This window comes from Acidovorax sp. BL-A-41-H1, assembly GCF_051942715.1.
The window spans coordinates 1,359,787-1,380,878 of record NZ_JBPVJQ010000003.1; the positions used below are offsets into that span (position 1 = coordinate 1,359,787).

The following is a 21,092-nucleotide window of genomic DNA, read 5'->3' on the forward strand; positions in this document are numbered from 1 at the left end:
GCAGTGATGCAGGGGTAGCTACAAGGCGCCTGCTTCAGGCGGCCTGGCGCTCGTGTTGCAGCGGGCGCGCAGGCGGCGGAACCTTGGCCATGATGCGGGTGATGAGCGCGTCGGCATCCAGGCCTTCCGACAGGGCCTCGTACGACAGCGCGACCCGGTGGCGCAGCACGTCGGCGGCCAGGTCGGTCATGTCCTCGGGCAGCACGTAGTTGCGCCCGCGCAGCATGGCCAGTGCCTGTGCGCCTTCGGCCAGTGCAATGGTGGCGCGCGGGCTGGCGCCGCAGCTGATGTGCCCGGCCAGCTCCTTGAGACCGTGTCGGGCAGGGTCCCGCGTGGCGGCCACCAGCTTGACGGCGTACTGCAGCATCGAGGGGTCGACATACACCGTGCGGCATTCGGCCTGCAGGGCCGCCAGCTGGGCCGTGGTGGCCACTGGCAGCACCTGCACGGGCAGGTCGAGGGCCCGCTGTGCAATCACGAACTCTTCCTCTTCGGTGGGGTAGCCCAGCAGTACCTTCATCATGAAGCGATCGACCTGTGCCTCGGGCAAGGCATAGGTGCCTTCGGTCTCGATGGGGTTTTGCGTGGCCATCACCAGGAACGGCTCCGGCACCTTGTGCGTCTCGCCGGCAATCGTCACCTGGCGCTCCTGCATCACCTCCAGCAGGGCGCTTTGCACCTTGGCGGGGGCACGGTTGATCTCGTCGGCCAGCAGCAGGTGGGTAAAGACCGGGCCCAGCGTGGTGCTGAATTCGCCGGTCTTCTGGTTGTACATGCGCGTGCCCACCAGGTCGGCCGGCACCAGGTCAGGGGTGAACTGGATGCGCTTGAAGCTGCCCTGGATGGTGCTGGCCAGCGTTTTCACCGTCAGCGTCTTGGCCAGGCCTGGCACCCCTTCGACCAGCAGGTGGCCCTGCGCCAGCATGGCCACCATCACGCGTTCCAGAAAGCGGTCTTGCCCCACCACGACGCGCTTGACCTCGTAGAGCACCTGCTCCATCAGGGTGGCGGTGGTGGCGTTGCGGGTACCGGAGAGGCTGCCGGACGTGGTGGGTTCCATGGTGTGCTTCCTGAAAGGGGTCGGTCACTGATCAGAACGGGGACATGCCCACGGCCGAGGCTGCGTTCTCGATGGGGACGGCAAAGCCGATGCCGATGAAGGTGCGCGCAGGCGTAGGGTTGAGGATGGCCGTGACGATGCCTACCACCTCGCCGTCGAGTGTGACCAGCGGCCCGCCCGAATTGCCGGGGTTGGCCGCGGCATCGAACTGGATGAGGTTGCTGATCTGCCGCTTGCCTTCGGGCGACGTGAATTCGCGTTGCAGGCCTGATACAACCCCCGCCGATACCGAGGGCCCGATGCCGAAGGGAAACCCCACCGCCACCACATGATCGCCAGGCCGCAGGTCCTGCGTCGAGCGCAGGGCGGCTGCCTGCAGGTCATCGGGCACCTTGTGGGCCTGCAGCACGGCCAGGTCGTTCTCGGGTTGCGCGCCGGTGACGCTGGCGGTTGTCTCCAGGCCATCATGGAACGTGATGGTGATCCGGTCCGCACCCGAGACCACGTGCAGGTTGGTCAGGATGATGCCCTTGTCCACAATGACCACGCCGGTGCCCACGCCGCGTTCGACCTCATCCTTGCCGTTCTTGCTGCGGTTGTAACCCACCACGCGTACCACTGAGGGTGCGATGGTCTCCACGGCGCGCGCCGCGGCCGACGGCGGTACCGTGGTCTGCAAGGTGCGCAATACGGCGGCGTCGATGTCTTCCTGGGTGATCTTGCGGGCGGGGGCCTGCTGGCGCTGCCATGCACTGGCTACCAGCAGGACGGCCAGCAGCAGAAAGGCCGCCCAGAGCATGCGCATCTGGCGTTGCGAGATGACAACCGAGCCAGCAGTCGCGGCCGTAGTTGATGGGGAGCGCTGTCTGCCCGCATCCTCGGGGCCGACACCGGCGCCCGCATCGGCCGACGGGGCTGCGTCTTCAGCCGGCCCCGGCTGTTGGCGGCCGGGGCTGTGGCGGGAACGGCTATAGAGGGCGGGCCTGGGCATCCTGTCACCTTCGCGAGGGCGTGTTCGCACCATGTTCTCCAGTGCGAAGGCCATGAAAACCGCGCCAGTCTAGGCGCGTGACGACGCCAAAGCCGGGGCCTTGGCTAGGAACGCAACGACGAGTGGCGCGGTTTGCATGGCCTTTCCCCCGGGGTTGCAACCCAAAAGAGCCATCCGCGTCGTTGCCAAGCATCGCTGGGGCCGCACTCCAGCTTCGTTTGGCGCCCAGCGCCTGGCTCTTTTTGATTGCAACGCATCTGGCAAACATGGTGCGAACAGGCCCTAGACCACGCCGCGGTAAGGGCGCGAGGTTTTTACGGTAGCACGGATCGCTGGCGCATGCACGGTGCAGGCTTTCATCAGGCATCATTCCCGAATGACCTGCTTGTGGATCGATACGCATTGCCATCTCGACGCCTCCGAGTTCGACGCTGACCGGGACGACGTGCGACGCGATGCTGCCGCGCGGGGCGTTATGCACTGCGTGCTGCCCGCTGTCGAGCGGGCGAACTGGGAGGCCGTGCGGCAACTGGCCCACCGCCACCGGGACAGCTACGCCCTGGGAATCCACCCGCTGTTTACAGGCCGTGCGGCTGAGGGCGACATCGATCTGCTGGCGCAGGCATTGCAGCAGCACGCAGGCGATCCACGCCTGGTCGCTGTGGGCGAGATCGGGCTCGACGGGTTTGTGCCGGGCCTCGACATGGAACGACAGGAAATGTTCTACCGTGCGCAGCTGCGGCTGGCCCGGCAGTTCGACCTGCCCGTTATCGTGCACGTGCGCCGGTCGGCCGACCGGCTGCTCAAAGGGCTGCGGGAGCTGCCGGTGCGGGGCGGCATCGCGCATGCCTTCAATGGAAGCGTGCAGCAGGCCGAGGCCTTCATCGGGCTGGGCTTCAAGCTCGGTTTTGGCGGCGCCGTCACGCACGAGCGCGCCCTGCAGTTGCGGCGGCTGGCAGCCCGGTTGCCTGCTGATTCGCTGGTGATGGAAACTGACGCCCCGGATATTCAGCCGCACTGGCTGTACGTCACCGCGGCGCAGCGCGCCGCTGGGCAGCCGCAGGGGCGCAACGCCCCCGGAGAACTGCCACGCATCAGCGCGCAGGTGGCAGCGTTGCGCGGCGTGGCGGACCATGACTGGGCATTGCAGACCTGGCGCAATTCCCTGACAGCGCTGCCCAGGCTTGCGGCGTTGGTGGGACCGGCGGCGCACCCGCTGTCTGCGATGGCGGTGGGCGCATGAAGCGGCATACGGCCGGGGGTGCCGCCCGTACCTGGGGTGTCCGTGACCGGCAAGGTGCGTGATGGTTCGGCGCCATGAGGGGCAGGACAGCGTGCCGCCGCGGCTGACCGGGCTGCCGCCCGTGGTGTCGACGCAGACGGTGGTACTGGTCCTCGGAAGTTTCCCGGGGGCTGCATCGCTCAGGCTGCAGCAGTACTACGGCCATCCCCAGAACCAGTTCTGGCGCATCCTCTCGGCGGTCTGGCCGCAATACCCGTTGCCCCAGGAGCCGGGTGCGTACGCCGCGCGCTGTGAATGGCTGCTGGCGCGCCGCCTCGGCGTGTGGGATGTATATGAAAGTTGTCTGCGCGAAGGCAGTCTCGACTCGGCTATCCGTGACGCGCAGATCAATGACTTTGGCGGGCTGTGGGAGACCTGTCCGGCCCTTGCCGCAGTCGCCCATAACGGCGGCGAGAGCTGGCGGCATCATGCCGCCGTGCGCGAGAGCCTGGCCACCAGCGCCCGCGGTCCGGCAGCGGGCCAGATCGGGTCCGTCAGGCTGCCATCCACCAGCCCGGCCAATGCGGCAGTCAGCTTTGCGCGTAAATTCGACGCCTGGAAGGAATGCCTTGCGCGCTACGGACTGGTATGACGCTTCGTCCAGTTGAATGCCAGACATTTCCGAGAGAAACCTTGTGAACAGGCCCTGAATGACCCGAAAGAAAACAACCGCCGCGCAGGAGCTGCCCGAAGTCAGCGTGTCGGATGATGGAGAAGTGCGCTATCTGCACCTTGGCACGCCCTGGATTCAGGGATCGATGCTGGTGGCGGAGCCTTTCGAGATCGAGCTGGAATACGTGCAGCGCATGATGGCCTGGCTGCTGTTTGCCGACCCGGCCAAGGTGTCAAAAGGCCACGCCATGCAGCTGGGCCTGGGATCGGCCGCGATCACCAAGTTTTGCTACAAGAAGCTGCGCGTGTGCACCACGGCCATCGAGCTGAACCCGCAAGTGGTGGCAGTGTGCCGCCAGTGGTTCAAGCTGCCGCAAGACGGAGCCAAGCTGCGCGTGGTGCTGGCCGATGCCGCCCAGGAGATCCGCAACCCGATGTGGCTGGGCACGGTGGATGCCCTGGCGGTAGACCTGTATGACCACGAAGCGGCCGCGCCCGTGCTCGACAGCACTGATTTTTATGCCGACTGCCGTGCGCTGCTGACCGACACCGGCTGCATGACCGTGAACCTGTTTGGCCGTGCTTCGAGCTACGAGCGCAGCCTCCAAAGCATGGCGCAAGCATTTGGCAGCGATGCGCTCTGGGCTTTCAAGCCCACCCGCGAGGGCAACACGGTAGTGCTGGCCCAGCGCACTCCCGCCCGCCCGAAGCGCGATGAACTCGTGCAGCGGGCCGAGACCATCGAAGACCGCTGGGGTTTGCCTGCGCGCAAGTGGCTGCGCGTGTTCAAACCTGTCGCCGCGTGATAGCCCCGCCAGCGCCCAGCCCTTGAAAGACCCGACAGATGACAACCCCCACGGCAAAGCCTGAGCGAAACGCAGCCCTTGTGCACATCGGCCCGGTGGACTGGCGGCTCATGGTCCAGTGGCTCAGTGACGACCAGGTGATTTCGCGCGAGGAGGCGCAGCGCACGGTCGCGCGGTGCTCGCAGGCCGAAAGCTCGCAGCACGCGCTGGTGCGCCTGGCCAACGTGGCCATGGCACGGGCCAGTGACGGCAAGCCCCTGGACATCGAGGCGCTGGCCGTATACCTGGCGCGCCGCGCCGGCCTGCAGTACTTGCGCATCGACCCCCTGAAGGTCGATGTGGGCCGTGTGGCTGACACCATGAGCGCGACCTATGCCGAGCGGCACAAGGTGCTGCCCGTGCAGGTGACTTCCAAGGAAGTCGTGGTGGCCACGGCGGAGCCGTTCATTGATGACTGGGTGGCCGAGGTCGAGCGGCAGTCGCGCCGTACGGTCCGCCGCGTCGTGGCCAATCCGCAGGACATCCACCGTTTCACGGCCGAGTTCTTTGCCCTGGCCAAGTCGGTGCGGGCCGCGCAGAAGGCAGGGGGCAACGCGGGGGGCAGCAGCTTTGAGCAGCTGGTGGAGCTGGGCAAGACCAACAAGCAGCTCGATGCCAATGACCAGGGCGTGGTCAAGGTCGTGGATTGGCTCTGGCAGTACGCGTTCGACCAGCGCGCCAGCGACATCCACCTGGAGCCGCGCCGCGAGCAGGGCGTGATCCGTTTCCGAATCGATGGCGTGCTGCACCCGGTCTACCAGATGCCCATGGGTGTGCACAACGCCATGGTCTCGCGCATCAAGCTGCTGGGCCGCATCGATGTGGTAGAAAAGCGGCGCCCGCAGGACGGCCGCATCAAGACCCGCAACCAGCGCGGCGACGAGGTGGAAATGCGCCTGTCCACGCTGCCCACGGCGTTTGGCGAGAAGATGGTGATGCGCATCTTTGACCCCGACAATGCGGTGAAGGATCTCGATGCCCTGGGCTTTTCGCAGCACGACGCGCAGCGCTGGGAGGCGCTGGTCAAGCGGCCGCACGGCATCATTCTGGTGACCGGGCCGACCGGGTCGGGAAAAACGACCACGCTCTATTCGACCCTGAAGCGCGTAGCCACCGAGGAGGTCAACGTCAGCACGGTCGAGGACCCGATCGAGATGATCGAGCCCAGCTTCAACCAGACACAGGTGCAGCCGCAGCTCGATTTCAACTTTGCCGAGGGCCTGCGGGCGCTCATGCGCCAGGACCCGGACATCATCATGGTGGGTGAGATCCGCGACCTGGAAACGGCGGAGATGGCGATCCAGGCTGCGCTGACCGGTCACCTGGTTTTCTCTACGCTGCACACCAACGATGCGCCGTCTGCCATTACCCGCATGATGGAACTGGGTGTGCCCTCGTACCTGCTCAATGCCACGCTGCTGGGTGTGCTCGCGCAGCGGCTGGTACGCACGCTTTGCAAGCAGTGCAAGCAAAAGGACGAAGCGACTGCGCGCGAAACGCTGGCGGAAGTCGTCAAGCCCTGGAAGATCAACGGCGCCTACCAGCCCTACAAGCCCGCGGGCTGCGTGGATTGCCGCATGAGCGGTTTCAGGGGGCGCATGGGCCTGTACGAGCTGCTGACGGTGAGCGAGGCGCTTAAGGACAAGATCACCCAGGCCCCGTCCATCGACATGCTGCGCAGACAGGCCGTGCAGGATGGCATGCGTCCGCTGCGACTGGCCGGCGCCCTGCGCGTGGCCGAGGGTCTGACCACGCTGGAAGAGGTGGTGGCGGCCACACCGCCCATGGAATAGTGCGCGGGTGGTGCGTGTCACTTTTGCGACATTGCGCCACCTTTCATAGCCTCGTAACACGTAGCCACATGTAGGTGGAATCCACATCTGCGACAAGTGTCTGCGCCCCCACAATCGCGCTGTCGAGATTTCCGTCGAAGGAGACAGTTCGTGAAAATCAAAAGTCAAAGAGACTTCTTTTCCGGCCTCATGTTCATGGGTGTCGGGGTGGCGTTTGCATGGGGCGCGACCACATACAACGTAGGCACCGGTGCACGCATGGGCCCGGGTTATTTCCCGCTGCTGCTGGGTATCCTGCTTGCCATCATTGGCAGCGTGATCACCTTCAAGGCGCTCACCGTGGAAACGCAGGATGGCGACAAGATCGGCAAGTGGGCATGGAAGCCGCTGTTCTTCATCCTGGCTGCCAACTTCGCGTTCGGCATCCTGCTTGGCGGCCTGCCCAGCCTGGGTATCCCGGCCATGGGTCTCATCGTCGGCATCTACGCGCTGACGTTCATCGCCAGCCTGGCCGGCAACGAGTTCAACGCCAAGGGCGTGTTCGTGCTGGCCACCGTGCTGGCCATCGGCAGTTACGTGGCATTCGTGTGGGCGCTCAAGCTGCAGTTCCCCGTGTGGCCCAGTTTCATCACGGGTTGAGCAGGAGTAACCACCATGGAATTATTTGACAACCTTGCTCTGGGTTTTGGCGTCGCTTTCACGTTCCAGAACCTGATCTATTGCTTTGTCGGCTGCCTGCTGGGCACGCTGATTGGCGTCCTGCCGGGCATTGGCCCAGTGGCCACCATTGCGATGCTGCTGCCTGCCACCTACGCGCTGCCACCCGTGGCTGCGCTGATCATGCTGGCCGGTATCTATTACGGTGCGCAGTACGGTGGCTCGACCACCGCCATTTTGGTGAACCTGCCGGGCGAGTCATCGTCGGTGGTGACCGTGATCGACGGCTACCAGATGGCGCGCAAGGGCCGCGCCGGCCCGGCACTGGCCGCTGCCGGCCTGGGCTCGTTCTTTGCGGGTTGCGTGGGTACGCTGATCCTGGCGGCGTTTGCGCCACCGCTGACCGAAGTCGCTTTCAAGTTCGGCCCTGCCGAGTACTTTTCTCTCATGGTGCTGGGCCTGATTGGTGCCGTCGTGCTGGCGTCGGGCTCGCTGCTCAAGGCGGTGGCGATGATCGTTCTGGGCCTGCTGATGGGCCTGGTGGGTACCGACGTGAATTCGGGCGTGGCCCGCTTCAGCTTTGACATTCCTGAACTGACCGACGGCATCGGCTTTGTGACCATTGCCATGGGTGTGTTCGGCTACGGTGAAATCATTGCCAACCTGTCGCGTCCCGACGATGAGCGCGAAGTGTTCACTGCCAAGGTCGAGGGCCTGTTCCCCACCAAGGACGACTTCAAGCGCATGATTCCTGCGGTACTGCGCGGTACGGCTCTGGGCTCTGCCCTGGGTATCCTGCCCGGTGGCGGCGCACTGCTGGCCGCTTTTGCAGCCTACACGGTCGAGAAGAAGACCAAGCTCCAGCCCGGCGAAGTGCCTTTCGGCCAGGGCAACATCCGCGGTGTGGCTGCCCCTGAGGCGGCCAACAATGCCGGCGCGCAGACTTCGTTCATCCCGCTGCTCACGCTGGGCATCCCGCCCAACGCCGTGATGGCGCTGATGGTGGGTGCGATGACCATCCACAACATCCAGCCTGGTCCCCAGGTGATGACCAGCAACCCCGAACTGTTCTGGGGCCTGATCGCTTCGATGTGGATCGGCAATGCCATGCTCATCGTGCTGAACCTGCCACTCATCGGCATCTGGATCAAGCTGCTGACCGTGCCTTACCGCTGGCTGTATCCGTCCATCGTGCTGTTCTGTGCGGTAGGGGTGTACTCCACCAACAACAACACCTTCGACATCTGGATGGTGGGTGCCTTCGGCATGATCGGCTACATCTTCTACAAGCTGGGCACCGAACCTGCGCCGCTGCTGCTGGGCTTCATCCTGGGCCCGATGATGGAAGAAAACCTGCGCCGTGCCCTGCTGCTGTCGCGTGGCGACTGGAGCGTGTTTGTCACGCGTCCGCTGTCGGCCGGCCTGCTGGCCGCCGCCGCGCTGCTGCTCATCATCGTGCTGCTGCCATCGGTGAAGAACAAGCGCGAAGAGGCATTCGTCGAGGACTGACGGACACCAGGTCAGGTCCCTCTGGCAGGCATTGCAGCAACGGCACCTTCGGGTGCCGTTGTTTTTTGGGCAGCACGTTCGGCCGCGTGCAGTACCTGCCAGTGGACAATCGCGGGCAGAGGTCCGCATGTCCACTCCATTCCATCCCGCGCAGCATCCCCACCGGGCTCTGCTGCACAACGAAATCCACGCACGTCCGCCCGAGGCGATGACGGCCCCCCTGGCCATCGCCCACATCGTGATGCTGGCCGATGCTGCCGGGCGTGAGGCCAGTCGCGCCCATGTGGCCGATCTGCTGCGTAACCACCACCTGGCACTGCCGGATGCCCAGACCACCCATCTGCGGATGGACCTCGGGGCGTATCGCTTGCGCTGGGAAATGCATACCGAGTTTGTATCGTGGACCTTCATGGTGCCCGCCACGGTGGAGGCCTTTGGTGAGCGTGAGCCGGTCAGCGCGAGCGAGGCCGTGCCGCACGACTGGCTTTCGGGACTGCCGGGGCAGTGCCTGTGCAGCCTGAACCTGTGGGTGCTGCCCACCCAGTCGTTTGGTTCGGGTTCCCTGGTGAAACATGTGCTGCACGAGGACACTCTGGTGGCATCCACTGTGGCCGATGGCCATGGCGAGGTCTACACCGACTTTGCCATCCACCCCGATGGCTTTTCGCGCATGGTGCTGCTCGCGGGGGGCATGGCACCCCGCCGTCTGGGCCGGCTGGTGCAACGGCTACTGGAAATTGAAACCTACCGCATGGCGGCCCTGCTGGGCCTGCCCGCGGCCCGCGAGGCGGCCAGCGTGCTGGCCTTTGCCGAGCGCGAACTGGCCGAGCTGGCCAACGCCATCCGCACGGCCAACCGCGATGCCGAACCCGCCTTGCTCGACCGCCTCACGCGGCTGGCCGGGCAGGTGGAAAGCCAGTACGCGGCCACGCATTCACGTTTTTCGGCCAGCAGCGCCTACTTCGAGTTGCTCGACAAGCGCATCGAGGACATCGCCGAGTCACGCCTTGCAGGCATGCAGACGATCCGCGAGTTCATGGACCGCCGCCTGACGCCGGCGCGCAGCACCTGCGAGTGGGCAACGCGGCGGCAGGATGCGCTGTCGCAGCGCGTTTCTCGCATGAGCAACCTGTTGCGCACGCGGGTGGAGATCGAGCAGCAGCAAAGCAGCCAGGCCCTGCTGACCACCATGAACCACCGGCAGGACCTGCAGCTGAAGATGCAGTCCACGGTGGAAGGGCTGTCGGTAGCAGCCATCACGTACTACATCGTCGGCCTGGTCAGCTATCTGGCCAAGGGTGCCAAGCCACTGGGGTGGCCCTTTTCGCCGGAGACAACGGCGGCCGTCGCTATCCCTCTGGTGGCGGGGGGCGTGTGGTGGTCGTTGCGTCGGCTGCACCATCGGGTGTTCCGCAAGCATCCGGAGTGATGCCATGCCGCGCCGAGGGGCCTGCCGTTTCATGAGCCGCCTTGTTACCTGGCCTTCGCGGATGGCGGTGCCTCCCCAGCACAGCCTCTACGGCGGGCGGATGGCTGGGGTGACACACTAGGGGCTTGGTCATGCGTGTGCTGCTTCCGCCCTGAAATCTGCTCCGGGTGTGTCTGCCCGTGAGCCGGGTCTGGTGTCCGGCTGGTGGCAGACGCAGCGACCGGTGTGCGGTCGCTGTTGTGCGGATCAGCCATCCGCAGGCTGTGTACGGCTCCCAGGAACATCAAAATTGCCCCAAGCCCAATTAAATACTGCCCAGATAGCTAGAAAAAGTGTAGCAACCGGGTTGTTGCTGGCGCTGTTCGGCTCGATCGCCTTCAGCGGCAAGGCCATCATCGTCAAGCTGGCCTACCGCTATGGCGTGGATGCGGTCACGCTCATCATGTACCGCATGCTGTTTGCGCTGCCCATCTTTGCCGTCATGGCCTGGTGGGCCAGCCGGGGCAAGCCACCACTGTCGCGCAAGGACTGGCTGGGGGTGCTCGGGCTGGGGCTCACGGGCTACTACCTGGCCAGCTTTCTGGACTTTGCCGGGCTGGCCTACATCAGCGCCAGCCTGGAGCGGCTGATCCTGTACCTCAACCCGACGCTGGTCGTGCTGCTGGGCTGGGCCCTGTACGGGCGCGGCATCCGCTGGGGGCAGGCGGTGGGAATGCTGGTGAGCTACTGCGGCGTACTGCTGGTGTTCGGGCACGAGGCTAACCTGCAGGGTACGAACGCCGCGCTGGGCACGCTGCTGGTGTTCCTGAGTGCGGTCAGCTACGCGATCTACCTCGTCTACAGCGGCGAGATGGTGCAGCGGCTGGGCTCGCTGCGGCTGGTGGGGCTGGCCACCACCGTCGCCTGCCTGCTGTGCCTGCTGCAGTTCGTGGTGCTGCGGCCCCTGAGTGCAGCGGTGGTTGCGCCCGAGGTCCTGTGGCTGTCGGTGCTGAACGCCACGCTGTGCACGGCCGCGCCGGTGCTGATGGTGATGATGGCCATCGAGCGCATTGGTGCGGGCATGGCAGCGCAGACCGGCATGGTGGGGCCGTTGTCCACCATCCTCATGGGCATCTGGATCCTGGGCGAGCCCTTTACCGTGTGGGTTGCGGCAGGCACTGCGCTGGTCATCACCGGCATTTTTGTATTCACCCGCATGGCGCGGCGCCCGGCTGGCTGAGCAAGCCGGGGTGCTGCCCAATGGAACCATGCTCGCGGCAGTGCCGCTGCGTGCCGTCCACCGCCATGGCCGACCCCGCCCTTATGATTTCGGCACGCTGCCACCGGCAGCAACACAACCGGAGATGGACATGGATTTGGGTATTGCAGGCAAATGGGCGCTGGTGTGTGGCGCGAGCAAAGGGCTGGGTTACGGATGCGCTCTGGCGCTGGTGCGCGAAGGCGTCAACGTGGTCATCAACGCGCGCAATGCGCAGTCGCTGACGGAGGCGGCAGCGCGCCTGGCCGCTGAGGCCCAGGCGTCGGGTGCGAAGGTGATTGCGGTGGCAGCCGACATCACCACGACGGCCGGGCGCGATGCCGTGTTTGCCGCTGCGGGCGGCCCCGGGCGCGACTTCGACATCGTGGTGACCAATGCCGGCGGCCCGCCCACCGGGGACTTCCGAGACTGGGATCGCGATGCCTGGATCAAGGCCGTGGACGCCAACATGCTGACGCCCATCGAGCTGATCAAGGCGACGGTCGACGGCATGGCGGCGCGGGGATTCGGGCGCATCGTGAACATCACCTCCAGCGCCGTGAAGGCGCCCATCGACATCCTGGGCCTGTCCAACGGCGCTCGCAGCGGGCTGACCGGTTTCGTGGCCGGTGCGTCCCGCAGCGCCATTGCGGGCAGGGGCGTCACCATCAACAACCTGCTTCCTGGCAAGTTCGATACCGACCGGCTCGCGGCTACCGTCTCTGCGGCTGCCAGCAAGGCGGGCAAGGAGATCGAGGACGTGCGGCGCGCACAGCAGGCGCAGATCCCGGCCGGGCGCTATGGCACGGCGCAGGAGTTCGGTGCCATCTGCGCGTTCCTGTGCAGCACGCATGCGGCCTACATGACGGGCCAGAACATCCTGGCGGACGGCGGCGCCTACCCCGGTACTTTCTGAAGGCTGGCTGCGGCGCGCCTGGCGGAAAGTGGGGGCGGCTGCACCGGGACGGCTGACATTTCTGGCTCGGCAAGGGCTGCCGGCCGCTGCCGATGCGTTGGTGTGCAGTCAGTGGTGTTTTTCCGACAATTGGCGTGGATGCCCGTACAGTTGATGACAATGGGCGGCGCTGCGGTGCGTGATGCGCTCCAGCCCCTTTTGAGCAGGCCCCATTCCATGTACCTTCCTACCGTTGCATCGCGTCCATCCCGTCACGCAGCATGGCTTGTGGCTGGGTTGCTGTGGTTGTCCTGCCTGCCTGGATCGGGATTTGCCGCGGCCCCATCTGCAGGCACGCCGGCGGCGGCCAGCACACCCGCACCCCTCAAGCTGCGCATTGTCGGCGGGCTGGCTTCATTGAGCCAGTACACCCGCCAGGAAGAGCCGTTCTGGACCCGGGAGCTGGAGCGCCTGAGCGGCGGCCGGTACGACGCAGAGATTGTTCCGTTTGACCGTGCCGGTGTGCCCGGCCCGGAAATGCTGCGGCTGCTGCAGCTAGGCGTGGTGCCTTTCGGCACAGCCCTGATGAGTTCCTTCACCGCACAGCATCCTGAATACACCGCGCCCGATCTGGCGGGGCTCAACCCTGACATCGCCACCTTGAAGACCACGCTGGCGGCTTTTCGGCCCTTCCTGGAAAAAGCGCTGCGCGACCAGCACGGGGTGGAGGCGCTGGCCATCTATGTGTACCCGGCGCAGGTGGTGTTCTGCAAGAAGCCGCTGCGCACGCTGTCCGAGCTGTCGGGGCGGCGTACGCGTGTGTCCTCGTCCACCCAGGCGGATTTCGTCGGCGCACTGGGTGGCGTGCCCGTGCTGACGGGCTTCGCCCAGATCATCCCGAGTCTGACTGCAGGCAATACCGAATGCGCGATCACCGGCACCATGTCGGGCAACACCCTGGGGCTGCACACGCTTACCACGCACGTGCATGCGATGCCCGTGACCTGGGGCCTGGCGGTATTTGGCGCCAACCGGGCCGCGTGGGAGGGGCTGCCTCCTGACCTGCGTGCGCTGCTGCGCAAGGAGCTTCCGCGGCTGGAGTCTGCCATCTGGGAAGAGTCCGAACGCGAGACCATGGACGGCATGGCCTGCAACCGCGGTGCGGCCAGCTGCGTGGCTGGGCGCAAGGGCAGCATGGTGGTGGTGCCGGTGTCACCGCAGGACGAGCGCAGGCGACAGGAGATCCTGCTGTCATCCGTGCTGTCGCGCTGGGTCGAGCGGTGCGGCGCCCTGTGCGCCCAGGTGTGGAACCAGACGATCGGCCCGGTGCGCGGGCTCCCCCTGCCCCCGCCCAAATGAACAGGCTGGCCTCGCCCCTTCGCATCAGGGCCTTTGTCTGGTCCGGCGTCGCGGCGTTTGTGGGGGCGGTGATCGTGGTGTCGGCGCTGCTGGCATGGAACGCCCGCCAGGTGGCCCTTGCCGACAGCGAGGCCCAGGCCGCGCGGTTTGTGGCGGGGGCCGAAGCCGCGCTCAATCGCTCGTTGCTGGGGGTGGATGTACTGCTGGCCGGCATGGAAGACCTGCTGGGCCTGTCGGACAAGCAGCCCGGCGAGATCGATGCGCGCGCAGCGGGTGCCCGCCTGCGCAGTGCGGCGCTGCAGAACCTCATGGTGCGCTATGCAGCGCTGCTGGATGTGCAGGGCAGGGTGCTGGTGTCCTCAGATGCCGCGAGCGCCCGGCTGGCTTCAAGGCTGCCGGCGGGATTCCTGGAAGCAGTGGCTTCGCAACCCATTTCCACGCTGATGATCAGTGCACCGGTGGTCAGCTTTGCCAGCTCTGAACGGGTGCTGTACCTGGCGCGCCAGCTGCGCCTGGCAGACCAGTCGGTGGCGGTGGCGATCGCCGAGGTGCCCGTGGTGGCCATCACCAACGTACTGATCCAGGGGGTCGAGATCCGGGGCCTGCAGGTGACGCTGGAGCGCGCCGGTGGCCAGCTCCTGCTCAGTGCGCCCAACCGTGACGACACTGCGGCCACGACGCTCTCACCCACGCTGGATGAACTGGCCGCCCAGAGGCTGCAGTGGGATTCCCCGGCCCGCCTGACGCGCGAACCCGCGCTGGTGGTGTATCGCCCCATCCTCTATCAGGACCTGCGCATTGCCGCCAGCATCCCGCTGGACGATGCGCTGCAGACGTGGCACGGCCAGCGCAACACCATCGCGCTGACTGCATTCGTGTTCGTAGCCATGATCGTGCTGGCGGGCGTTCTGGCGCTGCAATATCTGGAGCGGCTGTCGCAGGCGCGCCTGGACATTGCCCGGTCGAAGGCGACGCTGGATCAGGCGCTGCAGTCCATGGTCAGCGGGTTCCTAGTGCTCGACAGTCGACACGAAGTGGTGCAGTGGAATCACCAGTTCGACGAAATCTTCCCGTGGCTGCGCGACCTGATGACGCGGGGCCTGCCTTTCCGGCAGCTGCTGGAGGCCGATGCCGTGCAGCAACTGCCCGGAGCCAGCCCTGAAACACGCGCACACTGGGTACAGGAGCGTCTGAAACAGCAGATGCATCACAGCGATTCGCACGAGCAGGTGCAGCCCAGCGGCCGCACCATCCAGATCACCGAGCGCTCCACGCCCGATGGCGGGCTGGTCATCACGTACCACGACGTCACCGCGTTGCGGCAGGCCAATGCCGAGATCGAAAGCCTGGCTTTCTACGACCCCCTGACCAACCTGCCCAACCGGCGCCTGCTGATGGACCGCATGCAGCATGCCGTTGCCGCCAGCGTGCGCAGCGGGCAGTACGGGGCGCTGCTGTTCCTTGACCTTGACCATTTCAAGACCCTGAACGACACCCTGGGCCACGAGGTGGGCGATGCCCTGCTGCGGCAGGTGGCCGATCGCCTCAAAGCCTGCGTGCGCCGCGAAGACACTGTGGCACGCCTGGGCGGGGACGAGTTCGTGGTCATGTTGAACGAGGTTTCGTCGCACCGCGACGAGGCGGCCGCGCATGCCCGGAAGGTGGCTGAAAAAATCCTGCGCCGGCTCAACCTGCCGTACTCCCTGGGCACTCACATGCACCACAGCACGCCCAGCATCGGCATCACGCTCATGGGGGGCTCGCAGCAGCAGTCGGTGGATCTCCTCAAGGAGGCCGACATTGCCATGTACCAGGTCAAATCGCAGGGCCGCAATGGCATGTGCTTTTTCGACCCCGAGATGCAGGTGGCCATCAGCGCCCGCGCGCGGCTCGAATCCGACCTGCAGACCGCCCTCACGGGTCGGCAGTTCGAGCTGCACTTCCAGCCGCAGTTCAACCTGGCCGGCCGTATCGTCGGTGCCGAGGCCCTGATCCGCTGGCGCCATCCGGAGCGTGGCTTGTTGACGCCCGGCGGCTTTATCGGCGTGGCCGAAGAAAGCGAGCTGATCGTCCCCATTGGCCACTGGGTGCTGCGCACTGCATGCGAGCAGCTTGCCGCCTGGACCAGCGACCCGCGCTACCGCCATGTCCAGGTGTCGGTGAACGTGAGCGCGAGGCAGTTCCGCCAGCGCGACTTCGTCGCACGCGTGGTGGAGGTGCTGCGCGAAACCGGGGCCCGGGCCCACCTGCTCAAGCTGGAGCTGACCGAGTCGGTGGTGCTCGACAACGTGGACGACACGGTCAACAAGATGGGGCTGCTCAAAACCAAGGGGGTGCGGTTTTCGCTGGATGATTTCGGCACCGGCTATTCATCGCTTGCGTACCTCACGCGCCTGCCGCTCGACCAGCTCAAGATCGACCAGTCTTTCGTGCGCAACCTGGGCGTGCGCCATACCGACGATGTCATCGTGCAGACCATCATCGGCATGGCCCGCAACCTGGAGCTGGACGTGATCGCCGAAGGCGTGGAAACGCAGGTGCAAAAAGACACGCTGGCCGACTACGGATGCCAGCTGTTCCAGGGCTACCTGATGGGCCGACCGCAGCCCGCTTCGGAGCTGGAAGTGATGCTGCAGACCGCTGCCTTTGCGCCTGTGCCTGCGCCGGCTGTCATACCCGGGCCTTCGCCGATGCCTTCGGCTTCCGCGCAGGGCTGACACCGCGCCGGTACAGCGTGGCGCAACGGGCTTGCAGCCTGGTTGTGCACGCCAATCAGCGGCGTGACGACACCACGATGCCGCCCACAATGAGCGCAAACGCCACGCCGTGGAAAAGCCGCGGCGTCTCGCCCAGGAACGCCGCAGACAGCACGCCCGCGAACAGCGGGGTGAGGTTGACGAAAAATCCCGCCACAGCCGGGCCCGCACGCTGCACGCCCACGCCCCAGCACCGGTAGGCCAGCAAGGCCGGGCCCACGGCGATGAATGCGAGCGCGGCCACCAGCGGCCAGCCCCATTCGATGTGGGTTCGGCCCGCAGCCCATTCGGCGCCTGCAAAGCTGCCAGACCACGCCAGGCCGAACACCATCTGCGCCATGAGGAAGGCAGCCCAGTCGCCGCGGATGCCGGCTGGCTCGGTGGTGCGCGACAGCAGCCAGCTGTAGAACGCCCACGACAGCGTGGCCAGCAACATGAAGATGTCGCCGGGCACCAGTCTGAACGCGAGCAGCTGCGCCCATTCGCCGCGGCTCAGTACCAGCAGCACGCCGCACACCGACAGCAGCGCGCCCAGCAACTGCCGCCGTGAGACCGGCGCACCGAAGAACAGGGCTCCCACCACCAGCATGAACACGGGCATGCTGGAGCCGACCAGTGTCACGTTGATCGGCGTGGACGTCTGCAGCGCCATGTACTGCAGCGCGTTGTACAGACCAATGCCCAGCAGTCCCAGTGCCGCATAGCGGCGCCAGTGCGGCCACAGCCCGCTGTCAGGGCGCAGCACCCCATGGGCCAGCGGCAGCAGCAGTACAAAGGCCAAAATCCAGCGGATGAGATTGAGGGTGATGGGCGGGATCAGGTCGTGCACCAGGCGGCCTACCACCGCGTTACCGGCCCACAGCAGCGGCGGTATCACCAGCATCGCCGCCGTGCCGGGCGTGAGTCTTTGCGTCATGCGCGCACTTTAACGGTGCGCGGCCCTGCAAGCCTTGCAGATTCATGGCACGATCACCGCCGTCTGTTTCCCGAGCCCGCTCTGCCTTGAGCCGGGCAACCCACCCGCACAGGAGTCTTTTCCCATGAGCCTTGCCGTACAGATCCGCCAGCATGGCGGACCCGAAGAACTTTTTCTGGCTGACGTCACCGTGGGCGAGCCCGGCCCGGGCGAGATCCGCATTCGCCACCATGCGGTGGGCCTGAACTTCATTGATGTGTACCACCGCACAGGTCTCTATCCGCTGACCATGCCCGCAGGCATCGGCATGGAAGGCGCCGGCATTGTCGAGGCCGTGGGCGAGGGCGTGACCCACTTGCGCGTGGGCGACCGCGCAGCCTATGCCAGCCAGCCGCCCGGTGCCTACTGCGAAGTGCGCGTGATGCCCGCCAAGTGCGTGTGCAAGCTGCCGGACGCCATCAGTTTCGAGACCGGTGCCGCCATGATGCTCAAGGGGCTGACAGCGCAGTACCTGCTCAAGAAGACGCTGCCGGTGGAGGGCCTGCAACCCGGCGACCACGTGCTCTTTCACGCCGCTGCTGGGGGCGTGGGTCTGATTGCCTGCCAGTGGGCCAAGGCACTGGGCCTGCAGCTCATCGGCACGGCCGGCAGCGATGCCAAGTGCCAGCTGGCGCTGACCAACGGCGCTGCCCACGCCATCAACTACAGCACTGAAGACTTTGCCGCACGCGTCAAGGAAATCACCGGCGGCAAGGGCGTGAAGGTGGTGTACGACTCGGTCGGCAAAGACACCTGGGACAAGTCGCTCGATTGCCTGCGCCCCTTCGGCCTGATGGCCAGCTTTGGCAACGCATCCGGCCCGGTGGCACCGTTTGCGCCCGGCTCGCTGGGCGCCAAAGGCTCGATCTACGTCACGCGCCAGACGCTGTTCAGCCACATTGCCACGCGCGAGAGCACGCAGGCCATGGCCGATGATCTGTTTGCGGTGGTCGCCAGTGACCAGGTCAAGATCCACATCGATCAGCGCTACCCGCTGGCCGACGTGCAGCAGGCGCACCGCGACCTGGAAGCCCGCAAGACCACCGGCTGCACCATCCTCACGCTGTGAGCAGCCAGCCCGTTGGGCCTGGATTTGCGCAGTGGGTGGCCACGGCGCGCCAGCAGGCCCTGCAACCCGCGCCATCGCAGCGGCTCGCCTTGGTGGCTGCCGGGCATGTCGTCGGGTCGGTTGTGGAGGGATTTTTGGACCAAATTGGCCTCCAGTGCACGTTTCATAAGCACTCATTGCTATTAAAAGAGGAGCATTCGGGTGGGGCGACCTGGCACCTTGATGGGGCCGCTGACGAGATCACTCCTGCACTCAATGCGCTGGCATCCGCCCTGCGCGACCAGGGCCTGTGCGGCCCGTGGCGCGGGGAGCAGCTGGCGGTGTGCAACGCGGCGGGCGACGTGGTGGGCACGGTCGAGCGCGGTGCAGTGCGCGTGCTGGGCATCACCACCCGCGCCGTGCACCTGGTGGGCCAGGCGCCTGATGGCCGCATCTGGGTGCAAAAGCGCGCGATGACCAAGCCCAACAACCCGGGCCAGTGGGACACGCTGATGGGCGGCATGGTATCGGCCGCAGACACGCTGGAGCAGGCCCTGGCGCGCGAGACGTGGGAAGAAGCCGGCCTGCGCGTGGACGAGCTGCGCCACCTCACCCATGGCGGCCATGTGGCCTTCAGTCGCCCCAGCCGCGAAGGCGGCGGCGCGGGCTTCATGGTCGAGCGCATCGACTGGTTTCATGCCGTGGTGCCCGCGGGCATGGAGCCCGACAACCAGGATGGCGAGGTGGAGTGCTTTGCGTTGCTGCACCCTGACGACGTGCGCGAGCGCGTTGCGCAAGGCGCGTTTACGCTGGAGGCCGGTCTGGTGCTTGCAGAGTTCTTTGGCGCCTGAGTGGGCCCGGCTGCTGGGGCCCGCCTCAGGGCTGGTCAGCCATGGGCCGAAGCCGGCTGGGTGCCAGCGCCCCGGCCGATTCCAGAATCGGGTAGGCCACCGAGCACAGCAGTGAGTTGATGCGCTTGAGGTCGCTGATCAGGTCGATGTGCAGTGAGCTCGTCTCGATGCTCTGCACCGTGTTGTCCGACAGGCGCGCCAGGTGGGTGGCCGAGTAGGCATGCTCCAGATCGCGAAAGCGGGCCTTTTCTTCCAGCAGCTTTTGCGCATCGCGCACGCTGCCGTTCAAAAACACGCTCATGGCCAGGCGCAGGTTGTCGAGCAGGCGCGCGTGCAGTTCGTTGATTTCTTCCATGCCGGCTTCCGAGAACTGGCGACCCTTCTTGATCTTCTTGTCCTCGATGTCGATCAGCACGCGCTCGATGATGTCGCCGATCTGTTCCATGTTGATGGTGAAGCTGATGATGTCGGCCCAGCGGCGGCCCTCGCGTTCGTCCAGGGCCTCGCGCGAGATCTTGGTCATGTAGTACTTGATGGCCGAGTACAGGCCGTCCACCTCGTCATCGAGCTTGCGCAACTCGCCCGCCAGCCGCAGGTCGTCGGTGCGGATGACCTTGTGCAGCCCGATCAGCATGGACTCGACCACATCGGCCTGGTGCAGCGCTTCGCGCGCCGCGCACGAGATGGCCAGCGACGGCGTGGCCAGGGCCGAGGGATCGAGATGGCGCGGGCGCATGCCGGCGGCGCCCTGGCGGTCCTGCGCAGGCATGAGCCGCTGCACCATGCGGGCCACGGTGCCTGTCAGGCCGATGCAGACCAGGCCCACCACCATGTTGAACGCCAGGTGGAATAGCACCACCTGCGTGGCGGTGTCGGGCACGTAGGCGCGCGCGTGCTTGAGCCACAGTCCGATCAGCGGCGTCATGATCAGCACCCCGATGATCTTGAACAGCAGATTACCCAGCGGCACCTGCCGCGTCTGGATGTCGGACTTGAGTGTGGTGAGCACGGCCAGCACGCCGCTGCCCAGGTTGGCCCCTACGACCAGACCCAGCGCCACATCCAGCGGGATGCCGCCCGACCCGGCCAGCGCGGCCGTGAGCAGCACCGTGGCCAGGCTGGAGTAAGCCAAGAGGGCCAGCACAGCGCCGGTGAAGATCTCCAGCAGCAGGTCGCTGGTCAGCGCACCCAGCAGGGTGCGTACGGTAGGCGACTGGGTCAGCACCGTGGTCGATTCGGTGATCAGCCGCAGGGCCAGCAGCATCAGCCCGAGGCCGATAAGAACGCGGCCCACGCGGCCGACAGCGGTGTCCTTGCGCGAAATGAACAGCACCACGCCCACAAAGATGAACAGCGGCGACAGCCACGACAGGTCCATCGAGAACACCACCGCCATCACGCTGGTGCCGACGTCGGCGCCCAGCATCACGGCCAGTGCGGCCGGCAGGCCCACCAGGCCCTGACCGACAAAGGACGAGACGATGAGCGCGGTGGCGGTGCTCGACTGCACCACGGCCGTCACCCCAATGCCCGATATCACGGCTGTGAAGCGGTTGCTGACGCTGCGCGCAATCAGCTGCCGCAAATTGGCGCCGAACACGCGGAGGATGCCGGTGCGCACCAGGTGGGTGCCCCAGATCAGCAGCGCCACGGCCGCCAGCAAATTGAGGAGATGCTTCATGAATAACTGTTGCTTCTTGTTCTTGTGACGTGCCATGCACACGCCGTGCCACGCCCAGCACCGGAAGGCCACCGAGCCTACAGCCCGCGTCGTCGCCTGTCCGTAGGCGGGAGCAGACAGATGGCTGCTGCG

Annotated in this window: 17 protein-coding genes; 13 read left to right on the plus strand and 4 right to left on the minus strand. The window is 65.9% G+C overall.

Features of this window, described 5'->3' with window-relative positions:
* Positions 1-34 precede the first annotated feature (34 nt).
* Both ACTPOI_RS07070 and ACTPOI_RS07075 read right to left on the minus strand, forming a co-directional pair.
* Positions 35-1,060, minus strand: a complete 1,026-nt coding sequence (locus tag ACTPOI_RS07070; RefSeq protein WP_440107756.1) for an AAA family ATPase — start codon at positions 1,058-1,060, stop codon at positions 35-37.
* Between the two features lie 31 nt (positions 1,061-1,091).
* Positions 1,092-2,051, minus strand: coding sequence for a S1C family serine protease (locus tag ACTPOI_RS07075; RefSeq protein ID WP_440107758.1), 960 nt, complete (start codon positions 2,049-2,051; stop codon positions 1,092-1,094).
* Positions 2,052-2,427: 376 nt separating this feature from the next.
* Here ACTPOI_RS07075 and ACTPOI_RS07080 point away from each other — a divergent pair, with 376 nt between their 5' ends.
* From ACTPOI_RS07080 to ACTPOI_RS07130, 11 genes are all read left to right on the plus strand, one after another.
* Positions 2,428-3,294 carry a TatD family hydrolase gene (locus ACTPOI_RS07080; RefSeq protein ID WP_440107760.1) on the plus strand — a complete coding sequence of 289 codons (867 nt, stop codon included), beginning with the start codon at positions 2,428-2,430 and terminating at the stop codon, positions 3,292-3,294.
* 61 nt (positions 3,295-3,355) lie between these two features.
* On the plus strand, positions 3,356-3,925 hold the full coding sequence (locus ACTPOI_RS07085; protein ID WP_440107762.1) for a DNA-deoxyinosine glycosylase: 570 nt from the start codon (positions 3,356-3,358) through the stop codon (positions 3,923-3,925).
* Positions 3,926-3,983: 58 nt separating this feature from the next.
* Positions 3,984-4,751, plus strand: a complete 768-nt coding sequence (locus ACTPOI_RS07090) for a spermidine synthase (protein ID WP_440107764.1) — start codon at positions 3,984-3,986, stop codon at positions 4,749-4,751.
* Between the two features lie 38 nt (positions 4,752-4,789).
* Positions 4,790-6,583 (plus strand): GspE/PulE family protein, encoded by a 1,794-nt coding sequence (locus ACTPOI_RS07095; protein ID WP_440107766.1) that lies wholly within the window; start codon positions 4,790-4,792, stop codon positions 6,581-6,583.
* A gap of 150 nt (positions 6,584-6,733) precedes the next feature.
* A complete protein-coding gene (locus tag ACTPOI_RS07100; protein ID WP_440107768.1) occupies positions 6,734-7,222 on the plus strand; it encodes a tripartite tricarboxylate transporter TctB family protein in 489 nt (162 codons plus the stop codon).
* 15 nt (positions 7,223-7,237) lie between these two features.
* A complete protein-coding gene (locus ACTPOI_RS07105; RefSeq protein ID WP_440107770.1) occupies positions 7,238-8,749 on the plus strand; it encodes a tripartite tricarboxylate transporter permease in 1,512 nt (503 codons plus the stop codon).
* A 127-nt stretch (positions 8,750-8,876) separates the two neighbouring features.
* Positions 8,877-10,178 (plus strand): DUF3422 family protein, encoded by a 1,302-nt coding sequence (locus ACTPOI_RS07110; RefSeq protein ID WP_440107772.1) that lies wholly within the window; start codon positions 8,877-8,879, stop codon positions 10,176-10,178.
* A 289-nt stretch (positions 10,179-10,467) separates the two neighbouring features.
* Positions 10,468-11,397: a DMT family transporter gene (locus ACTPOI_RS07115; RefSeq protein WP_440107774.1), complete on the plus strand. Its 930-nt coding sequence runs from the start codon at positions 10,468-10,470 to the stop codon at positions 11,395-11,397.
* Between the two features lie 130 nt (positions 11,398-11,527).
* Positions 11,528-12,331: an SDR family oxidoreductase gene (locus tag ACTPOI_RS07120; protein WP_440107776.1), complete on the plus strand. Its 804-nt coding sequence runs from the start codon at positions 11,528-11,530 to the stop codon at positions 12,329-12,331.
* Positions 12,332-12,547: 216 nt separating this feature from the next.
* Positions 12,548-13,669, plus strand: a complete 1,122-nt coding sequence (locus tag ACTPOI_RS07125; protein WP_440107778.1) for a TRAP transporter substrate-binding protein — start codon at positions 12,548-12,550, stop codon at positions 13,667-13,669.
* Entirely contained in the window at positions 13,666-16,386 is a 2,721-nt protein-coding gene (locus ACTPOI_RS07130) for a bifunctional diguanylate cyclase/phosphodiesterase (RefSeq protein WP_440107780.1), read from the plus strand. Before ACTPOI_RS07125 ends, ACTPOI_RS07130 begins: the two co-directional genes overlap by 4 nt.
* A gap of 55 nt (positions 16,387-16,441) precedes the next feature.
* Here the strand turns inward: ACTPOI_RS07130 and ACTPOI_RS07135 are convergent, their stop codons facing one another.
* Positions 16,442-17,341 carry a DMT family transporter gene (locus ACTPOI_RS07135; protein ID WP_440107782.1) on the minus strand — a complete coding sequence of 300 codons (900 nt, stop codon included), beginning with the start codon at positions 17,339-17,341 and terminating at the stop codon, positions 16,442-16,444.
* Positions 17,342-17,465: 124 nt separating this feature from the next.
* Between ACTPOI_RS07135 and ACTPOI_RS07140 the strand changes: the two genes are divergently transcribed.
* Entirely contained in the window at positions 17,466-18,449 is a 984-nt protein-coding gene (locus ACTPOI_RS07140; RefSeq protein WP_440107784.1) for a quinone oxidoreductase family protein, read from the plus strand.
* Positions 18,446-19,279: an NUDIX hydrolase gene (locus ACTPOI_RS07145; RefSeq protein ID WP_440107786.1), complete on the plus strand. Its 834-nt coding sequence runs from the start codon at positions 18,446-18,448 to the stop codon at positions 19,277-19,279. The genes ACTPOI_RS07140 and ACTPOI_RS07145 overlap by 4 nt, the downstream gene beginning before the upstream one ends.
* A gap of 25 nt (positions 19,280-19,304) precedes the next feature.
* Here ACTPOI_RS07145 and ACTPOI_RS07150 read toward each other — a convergent pair whose 3' ends face one another.
* Entirely contained in the window at positions 19,305-20,960 is a 1,656-nt protein-coding gene (locus tag ACTPOI_RS07150) for a Na/Pi cotransporter family protein (RefSeq protein ID WP_440107788.1), read from the minus strand.
* Positions 20,961-21,092: the final 132 nt, after the last annotated feature.

What these genes read in the sequence shown, in the direction of transcription:
- ACTPOI_RS07070 (WP_440107756.1), bottom strand. Translation starts at nt 1,060, where the DNA reads ATGGAACCCACCACGTCCGGCAGCCTCTCCGGTACCCGCAACGCCACC.
- ACTPOI_RS07075 (WP_440107758.1), bottom strand. Translation starts at nt 2,051, where the DNA reads ATGCCCAGGCCCGCCCTCTATAGCCGTTCCCGCCACAGCCCCGGCCGC.
- ACTPOI_RS07080 (WP_440107760.1), top strand. Translation starts at nt 2,428, where the DNA reads ATGACCTGCTTGTGGATCGATACGCATTGCCATCTCGACGCCTCCGAG.
- ACTPOI_RS07085 (WP_440107762.1), top strand. Translation starts at nt 3,356, where the DNA reads ATGGTTCGGCGCCATGAGGGGCAGGACAGCGTGCCGCCGCGGCTGACC.
- ACTPOI_RS07090 (WP_440107764.1), top strand. Translation starts at nt 3,984, where the DNA reads ATGACCCGAAAGAAAACAACCGCCGCGCAGGAGCTGCCCGAAGTCAGC.
- ACTPOI_RS07095 (WP_440107766.1), top strand. Translation starts at nt 4,790, where the DNA reads ATGACAACCCCCACGGCAAAGCCTGAGCGAAACGCAGCCCTTGTGCAC.
- ACTPOI_RS07105 (WP_440107770.1), top strand. Translation starts at nt 7,238, where the DNA reads ATGGAATTATTTGACAACCTTGCTCTGGGTTTTGGCGTCGCTTTCACG.
- ACTPOI_RS07110 (WP_440107772.1), top strand. Translation starts at nt 8,877, where the DNA reads ATGTCCACTCCATTCCATCCCGCGCAGCATCCCCACCGGGCTCTGCTG.
- ACTPOI_RS07120 (WP_440107776.1), top strand. Translation starts at nt 11,528, where the DNA reads ATGGATTTGGGTATTGCAGGCAAATGGGCGCTGGTGTGTGGCGCGAGC.
- ACTPOI_RS07125 (WP_440107778.1), top strand. Translation starts at nt 12,548, where the DNA reads ATGTACCTTCCTACCGTTGCATCGCGTCCATCCCGTCACGCAGCATGG.
- ACTPOI_RS07130 (WP_440107780.1), top strand. Translation starts at nt 13,666, where the DNA reads ATGAACAGGCTGGCCTCGCCCCTTCGCATCAGGGCCTTTGTCTGGTCC.
- ACTPOI_RS07135 (WP_440107782.1), bottom strand. Translation starts at nt 17,341, where the DNA reads ATGACGCAAAGACTCACGCCCGGCACGGCGGCGATGCTGGTGATACCG.
- ACTPOI_RS07140 (WP_440107784.1), top strand. Translation starts at nt 17,466, where the DNA reads ATGAGCCTTGCCGTACAGATCCGCCAGCATGGCGGACCCGAAGAACTT.
- ACTPOI_RS07150 (WP_440107788.1), bottom strand. Translation starts at nt 20,960, where the DNA reads ATGAAGCATCTCCTCAATTTGCTGGCGGCCGTGGCGCTGCTGATCTGG.